Raw genomic sequence first — 7,175 nt, 5'->3', positions numbered from 1 at the left:
GCCGGGATCTTGGTGGCGCCGTCATGGCCGCCGTTTTCGTCGGCGTAGCGCGGGTGCGGTGAGCGCGCGTAGGGCAAGTCGAAGACGTAGTCCATCTCGGCCGTGGTCAGCGGGATGGGCGGCGGCGTGATMCACACGTCGCGCGCCGTGGCGCCCTCGCCGTGGGCCTGCACCAGGGCGCGGGCGTTGCCGGGATTGGTTTCGAGGTGCAGCACGCGGTTGGCGTGGGCGTACAGCACTGCGTCGCTCTTGACCTGCTCGTAAGACGGCAAGCGGATCACGGAGCGGTCGCGCGGCGGAACCTTGATCTTGCCTTGCGCGGTGTGCACTGTGGACGGCAGGTTGGGGTTGGCCACGAAAGTCAGCGGCTTGATGGCCGGGTTGGCCGCGGCGGCGGGCTTGACGGCCTTGGCGAGCACAGGCGAGCCTTTTGCTTCAGCCTCCACCGCCACTTCGGTGGCTTCCTCTTCGCGCGCGCAGGTAGCGCCCTGCTCCCGCGCCTGGTCGGAAATCATCAAATACGGGTTGACGTGCGCTTCGACGCGGCCGGGTGCGTCAACGCTGGTGGAATCGATTTCAAACCAGCCGTTGGCGGTTTCATCGCCGCTGCGGCGGATGAAGGCCGTACCGCGCACGTCGGTGATGTTGGCCACAGGCTCCTTGGCCGCCAGGCGGTGGGCAATTTCAACAATCGCGCGTTCGGCATTGCCGTACAGCAGCAGGTCACACTTGGCGTCGACCACCACGCTGCGGCGCACTTTGTCGGACCAGTAGTCGTAATGCGCGATGCGGCGCAGCGAGCCTTCAATGCCGCCCAGGATGATGGGCACGTCTTTGTAGGCTTCGCGGCAGCGCTGCGAATACACCAGGGCCGCGCGGTCGGGGCGTTTGCCGCCCACATCGCCGGGGGTGTAGGCGTCGTCGCTGCGAATCTTGTGGTCAGCCGTGTAGCGGTTGATCATCGAGTCCATGTTGCCGGCGGTCACGCCGAAGAACAGGTTGGGCTTGCCCAGCACGCGGAATGGGTCGGCGCTTTGCCAGTCAGGCTGGGCGATGATGCCCACGCGAAAGCCTTGCGCCTCCAGCATGCGGCCAATGACGGCCATACCGAAGCTCGGATGGTCTACATAGGCGTCGCCCGTGACGATGATGATGTCGCAGCTGTCCCAGCCGAGCGCGTCCATTTCGGCCCGGCTGGTGGGCAAAAATTTGGCCGTGCCAAAGCGGGCCGCCCAGTACTTGCGGTAACTGGTGAGCGGCTTGGCGGCGCGCRTAAAAAAGGAGACGTCGACAGGGGCGTTCATGGACTTGAGGTAACCCTCTTGGGTAACCCTCCATTGTAAGGTTTACCCTGAGTTTTGCCTCTTTATTCGGCATTTAAGCCCTACAAACACCTGTCCATGCGCTATTGGCATGTTTAAAGTGGCCTCATGACCACGAATGGCCACGAATTACCCCGCATCCTTACTCCATCATGCCCATGAGCCCTTTCACTGCGGCCCTACTTGCCGACTCCATTCTGGTGCTGCACGTGGCGATCGTCGCCTTTGCCGTGCTCGGCCAACTGCTGTTCATGGCCGGCGGCTGGCGCGGCTGGGCCTGGGTTCGCGCGCCGTGGGTCAGGCTCACGCATCTGGCGTTGATCGGCTTTGTGGTGGCGCAAAGCTGGCTGGGAGAGGTCTGCCCGCTCACCATTTGGGAACAGGCCCTGAGGCTGCAGGCCGGGCAAGCCAGTTATGGCGGCTCCTTCATTGAGCACTGGCTGTCGCGACTGATCTTTTTCGACGCGCCCGCCTGGGTGTTCATGACGGCCTACACCGGATTCGGCGTGCTGGTGCTGCTGAGCTGGTGGTGGTGGCCGCCCCGCTGGAAGCGCGCCAGGCCTCACCCCGCCTGAATTTAGCCGTGCTGCTCACGGCTGTCCGCGGGCGCCTCGTCGCGCTCGTTCAGGCCATAGTCGCGCAGCACATGGGCCACACGCAGGCGGTAATTCTCAAACACGCCGCCGCGCCCGCGGCTTTGCGCCTTGCGGTGGGACTCAAGGCGGCGCCATTCCATCACGGCGGCTTCGTCCCTGAAGAATGAGAGCGATAGCAGCTTGCCCGGGTTGCTCAGGCTTTGAAACCGTTCAACGGAAATAAAGCCGTCGATTTGCTCAAGCTGCGGTTTGAGCGCTGCGGCAATATCAAGATAGGTTTGCATGTTGCCCCCGGCGGGCTGCACTTCAAAAATGATGGCGATCATGTGGCGCTTTCAGTCGTGGTACTCAATCAGAAAAAACCGGGATGCGGGCATTCAGGGAGGGCCGGTGGTGCCAGCCTCCCGGTTTCGGCAACCGCAGCTTGCCTGAATCCAGCAAGGCCTGGACGGCCGCGGAAGCAATGATGCAGGCCAGCGACTGCCCCGGGCACTGGTGTGCGCCCCTGCCGAAGCCGGGCACCTCACGGCTTGCGCGGTCCAGCAAAAACCGTTCGGGCTCCGGGTTGCACAAGGGGTCACGGCCGGCGGCCGCCAGAACCACCAGGATGGCATCGCCCGCCTTCAGGGAAACCCCCGCCACCTCTGTTGCCTCTGCCACAAAACGGCGCGTGTTGTGAATGGACGGATCATGGCGGCTGACCTCGTACGCCATCTGAAGCAACTTGCCCGGKTCCTGACGCACGGTTTCGGCCAGGCCCGGTTGCGTGGCCAGGGCCACCAGGCTGTTCCCGACAAGGCCGGCAGTCGCCTCGCAGGTCTGCGACAGCAGGCCGACCAGGTTGGCGAGCAACGCTGCGGCGTCATTCCAGCCCGCCTTCTGAGCTTCCTGCTGGACACGGGCAACGGCGCTGTCCGGGTTTGCCTCCGCCTGCACCAGCACCGAGAACCTTGCCAGCAAGGCCGCTGCTGCATCACCCGCCGCAGCCAGTTGCTCCGGCGTGCTGAGCGGCGAGAGGCAGGCCACAAAGTCGCGCGTCCAGCCCGCAACGCGCGGCAGCTCGGCCTGCGCAAAACCCAGGGCATCGGCGACTGCCATCACAGGCACGTCAAAAGCCCAATCCGACAACGCCGCTCCGCGCAAGGGTTCGCCACCCACGGCCTTCGCCGCAATCAACCTGGTGCGCTCGCCAACACGGTCCAGATCCAGCGCGGCCAGAAAACGCTGCAAGGCCAGTTTGGGTGCGTCGTGCCGGATGCCGTCGTTCATGCGAACCAGGTGGCCGAACACCTCACCCGCCGCCGACCCGACGATGGCCTGCGGCACGGGCTCAGCCGCAGGCCGTACGCGGCACGCCGGGTTGCGCAGCACGGCATTGACCGCTGCCGCACTGGCTGCGATCCAGAGCTTGCGTGCTGCGTCAAACACCAGCGGTGGGCCGGCCACCAGCGCGGCGTAATAAGGATAGGGGTTGGGGTGGCTGGGTGCCGCGAGGACGTGTTCGGGATGCTGCATGAGCGCCATTTTTGCCCAGGTGGCCGGCGGGATGCTTCGTTGCGGGGCGAAGTGTTGGCAGTTGCCCGCCGAATGCTTACGTGCGGGGACATGGATACAACCTGCCGGCAGGGTTAAAGAGCTTCGAAGCAGCTGTTTGGGGGATTCACCGGCCCTGAAATGCTAAAAATCAGCATTTTCAGAACGAAAAGTGCCGACAGCCCTTATGTAACAAGCGCGAGCAGCTATCAACTTAATAGCAAAACGCATCTACAACACAAGGTGCCTTACAGGCCCCTGGCCGGCAGCACCTGCCCACGGCACTCGCCAAAACCAATCCGCCGGAAGCCTTCGCGCACGCAGCTTGCACGCAGGATGACGGCGTCCCCGTCCTGCAGGAAGGTGCGCTTTTCGCCATTGGCCAGGGTCAGCGCATTCTTGCCGCCCGAGCTCAGCTCCAGCAACGAGCCGGCCTGTTCCGGCGCCGGGCCTGACAGCGTGCCCGAGCCCAGCAAATCGCCGGGCTGCAGGTTGCAGCCGTTGACGGTGTGGTGCGTGAGCAGCTGCGCCACCGTCCAGTAGGCGTCACGAAAGTTCGATTGCGACAAGCGCTCGGGGCCCCGGCCAGCTTCCCGCATGGCCTCGGTCTCTATCCACACTTCCAGCGCCACATCCATACCACCCAGGCGGCGGTTGCCTTCCGAGTCCAGGTACGGCAATGGCTGCGGGTCGCCTTCGGGCCGCACGAACGGTGCGCGAAACGGCGCCAGCGCCTCCATCGTGAYGACCCACGGCGAGAGCGTGCTGGCAAAGTTCTTGGACAGGAACGGTCCGAGCGGCTGGTATTCCCAGGCTTGCACGTCACGCGCCGACCAGTCGTTCAGCAGCACCATGCCAAAGGCATGTGCTTCAGCCTGAGCCATGGCGATGGGCTCGCCCAGCGCGTTGCCCTGCCCCACCAGCACGCCGAGTTCCAGTTCGTAGTCAAGTCGCTGGGTGGGACGCAACACAGGTGCCGCGTCGTCCGGGCCTTTGGTCTGGCCCATCGGGCGGGGAAAGGCCTGGCCGCTCACACCGATGGACGACGCGCGGCCGTGATAGCCGATGGGAACCCACTTGTAGTTGGGCAGCAGCGGTGCGTCAGGCCGAAACAGCTTGCCGACGGTGGTGGCGTGGTGGATGCCGGTGTAGAAGTCGGTGTAGTCGCCGATGCGGCAAGGCAGGTGCAGGGTGACCGAATCCTGGGGGGACAAAAAGTTCTTCCACTCAGCTTGCTTTGAGCTGCCCTCTGCGAGGCCTCGCGAGATCGCCGCTCGCAGCGCACTGATCGTCGCCGGGTTTTGTGCCATCAACTCATTCATGTCACCGGTATCGAGCAGCCCGGCCGCCCGAACATCCAGCACCTGGTCGCCAATGGCCACGCCAATCTTCCGCTCCCCGCCCGGCCCATGGCTGTAGGTGCCAAAAGGCAGGTTCTGGATCGGAAAGTCTGTTCCCGCGTCATTCGCAGATGCGACCCAGCTGCGCAGCTCAGGGTCGTGGGTGGCGTTGAGGGACTGGTTCATGCGCGTCAGCCCTTGAACTGGTCTTTGAGCCCGGCCCAGCAACTGCTGTAGCCGGCATCCAGTGCTCCGCCCTCTATCGCATAGGCCGTGGGAATGAAGCGGTAGCGGCTTTCAAACATGAAGGCCAGCGTGTTGTCCAGCTTGTGCGGCGCCAGCGGGGCCGTGCTGGCTTTCTCGAAGGCTTCGGTGTCCGGGCCGTGCGGCACCATGCAGTTGTGCAGCGACGCGCCGCCGGGCTTGAAGCCTTCGGGCTTGGCGTCGTACTGGCCATAGACCAGGCCCATGAACTCGCTCATGAGGTTGCGGTGGTACCAGGGCGGGCGGAAGGTGTTCTCGGCCACCAGCCAGCGTGGCGGAAAGATCACGAAGTCGCAGTTGGCCGTGCCCGGCGTGTCCGAGGGCGAGGTCAGCACGGTGAAGATGGACGGGTCCGGATGGTCATAACTGATGGAGCCGATGGTCATGAAATGAGCCGTGTCGTACTTGTAAGGCACCAGGTTGCCGTGCCAGGCCACCACATTGAAGGGGCTGGCGGCTTGCCTGGCCGACCACAGGCGGCCGCCGAATTTCTTGACGATTTCAAAGCCGCCCTTGGGTGCAGGCGCGCTGTCGAACGCCGCCGTGGGTGCCAGGAAGTCACGCGCGTTGGCCAGGCCGTTGGAGCCGATGGGGCCGAGTTCCGGCAGGCGAAAGTGCGCACCGTAGTTTTCACAGATATAGCCGCGCGATGCGCCGTCGGGCAAGGCCACGCTGAAGGCCATGCCGCGCGGTACCACGGCGATTTCCCCGGGCTTGACATCCAGGATGCCCAGCTCGGTCGTCACCACCAGCCGGCCCTGCTGCGGCACCAGCAGCATCTCGCCGTCGGCATTGACCAGCGCGCGTTGCGACATGGAACGATTGGCGACATACACCTGCGCGGCCATGCCCGTCTGCGCTTCGGCGTCGCCATTGGCGGCCACAGTGCGAATGCCGTCCACAAAATCCAGCGGCTCCGGGGGAATGGCGAATGGATTCCAGCGCAAGGGATCGGGCGGCACGGCGCAGCCGCCCGCCGCGCCGGTCGTCCACTGCGGCTGTTCATACGGCTTGTAGCCACCCGCCATTACCGAAGGCTGGCGGCGGTACATCCAGGTGCGGCGGTTCTCGGCGCGCGGTGCGGTGAAGGCGGTGCCGGAAATCAGCTCGGTGTACAGATCGTGCGGCGCGCGCTGCGGGCTGTTGCGCCCTTGCGGCAGCGCGCCGGCAACGGCCTCGCTGGCAAATTCATTGCCGAAGCCGGACTGGTAATGCAAGGTGTTGGTGCTCATGGATGTTTCTCCCGGGAATCTGCAATGTTCAGAAAAGTTCAGTTCAACGGCTCAATGCCATCAATCTTCGGCATCGTCAGGCTCACCGCCACCGGCCCTGGCCTTCTCGATCAACCTGTCGAACAAATCACTGAGCTGCGTGCGCTCGGCCGCGCTCAGCACACCAAAAATGTCCTGGTTGCGCTGCCCCACCACGTTCATGGTGCGCTGCCATGCTTTCTTGCCTTTGGGTGTGAGTGTCAGCACCACGCCGCGCCCGTCCGTCGGGCTGGCGGCCTTGACCACCAGACCCTGATCAACCAGGGACTGGGCTGCCCGGCTGGCCTGGCCTTTGTTCAGATTGGCTTTTTGCGCGAGGTCGTTCACCGACAGCGGCGCGAAGGTGCCCACGGCCGTGAGGCAACGGGCATCACTCATCGACAGGCGCGCGTCCGCCAGATAAGCACGCTGGCTTTCAATGTCCGTCAGCTTGTGCAGAAGGTGCAGGCGATAGGTCAGGGTTCTGTCGAGCTTGATCATGTAGCGACCGGGTAAGTTTATGGTTGCGCCCGCAACTATAAACCGATCCGGTTGCGCCCGCAACCATCTATAAAGGCCGGCCCGGGGGCCTCTTCAGAAGGCCCTAGTTACGCACCATCGTCATCTGGCCACGCACTTCCCCTGCGGGATAAGCGGCCGTGTGGATGTTGGCATACCAGCGGCCCGCCATCAGGTCGGCGGCCTGGGCCGCCGTCAGTGTGGCGCTGCCGTCCATAGGGGTACGGAGGGGGCTGGCCCACCCCAAAGCAACACCGGCGTTGGCGCCAATGGCGGCCGGGCCGTGAAAGTGTCCCGCAGTCGCCGGGCCGGTCAGACGGGTGTAATTGACTTTCCAGCGCAGCAGGTTGG

At 64.4% G+C, this 7,175-nt stretch carries 7 protein-coding genes and 1 pseudogene; 1 reads left to right on the top strand and 7 read right to left on the bottom strand.

The genetic code is table 11. From position 1 onward, the window contains the following. Positions 1–1,304 (bottom strand): annotated as a pseudogene (locus AC1DWI_RS09575) (YgiQ family radical SAM protein); the annotation flags it as partial. Positions 1,305–1,474: 170 nt separating this feature from the next. Here AC1DWI_RS09575 and AC1DWI_RS09570 point away from each other — a divergent pair. Continuing rightward, positions 1,475–1,897 carry a DUF2784 domain-containing protein gene (locus AC1DWI_RS09570; protein ID WP_477724739.1) on the top strand — a complete coding sequence of 141 codons (423 nt, stop codon included), beginning with the start codon at positions 1,475–1,477 and terminating at the stop codon, positions 1,895–1,897. A gap of 2 nt (positions 1,898–1,899) precedes the next feature. Here AC1DWI_RS09570 and AC1DWI_RS09565 read toward each other — a convergent pair whose 3' ends face one another. From AC1DWI_RS09565 to AC1DWI_RS09540, 6 genes are all read right to left on the bottom strand, one after another. Further along, positions 1,900–2,244, bottom strand: a complete 345-nt coding sequence (locus AC1DWI_RS09565; protein ID WP_477669395.1) for an antibiotic biosynthesis monooxygenase family protein — start codon at positions 2,242–2,244, stop codon at positions 1,900–1,902. A 22-nt stretch (positions 2,245–2,266) separates the two neighbouring features. Beyond that, complete coding sequence (locus AC1DWI_RS09560; protein WP_477724738.1) at positions 2,267–3,433, bottom strand: cytochrome P450; 1,167 nt, start codon at positions 3,431–3,433, stop codon at positions 2,267–2,269. A gap of 266 nt (positions 3,434–3,699) precedes the next feature. After that, positions 3,700–4,977: a fumarylacetoacetase gene (gene fahA / locus AC1DWI_RS09555; RefSeq protein WP_477724737.1), complete on the bottom strand. Its 1,278-nt coding sequence runs from the start codon at positions 4,975–4,977 to the stop codon at positions 3,700–3,702. 5 nt (positions 4,978–4,982) lie between these two features. Next, positions 4,983–6,287: a homogentisate 1,2-dioxygenase gene (hmgA, locus tag AC1DWI_RS09550; RefSeq protein WP_477669392.1), complete on the bottom strand. Its 1,305-nt coding sequence runs from the start codon at positions 6,285–6,287 to the stop codon at positions 4,983–4,985. A gap of 60 nt (positions 6,288–6,347) precedes the next feature. Continuing rightward, positions 6,348–6,806: a MarR family winged helix-turn-helix transcriptional regulator gene (locus AC1DWI_RS09545; protein ID WP_477669391.1), complete on the bottom strand. Its 459-nt coding sequence runs from the start codon at positions 6,804–6,806 to the stop codon at positions 6,348–6,350. A gap of 103 nt (positions 6,807–6,909) precedes the next feature. Beyond that, positions 6,910–7,175 (bottom strand): CHRD domain-containing protein (locus AC1DWI_RS09540; RefSeq protein ID WP_477724736.1); only part of this gene is annotated, 266 nt, incomplete at its 5' end.

The sequence above is a fragment of the Polaromonas sp. P3_C2 genome, from assembly GCF_056402675.1.
The sequence above is the reverse complement of the archived record's forward strand: the minus strand, read 5'-3'. Positions and strand labels throughout refer to the sequence as shown.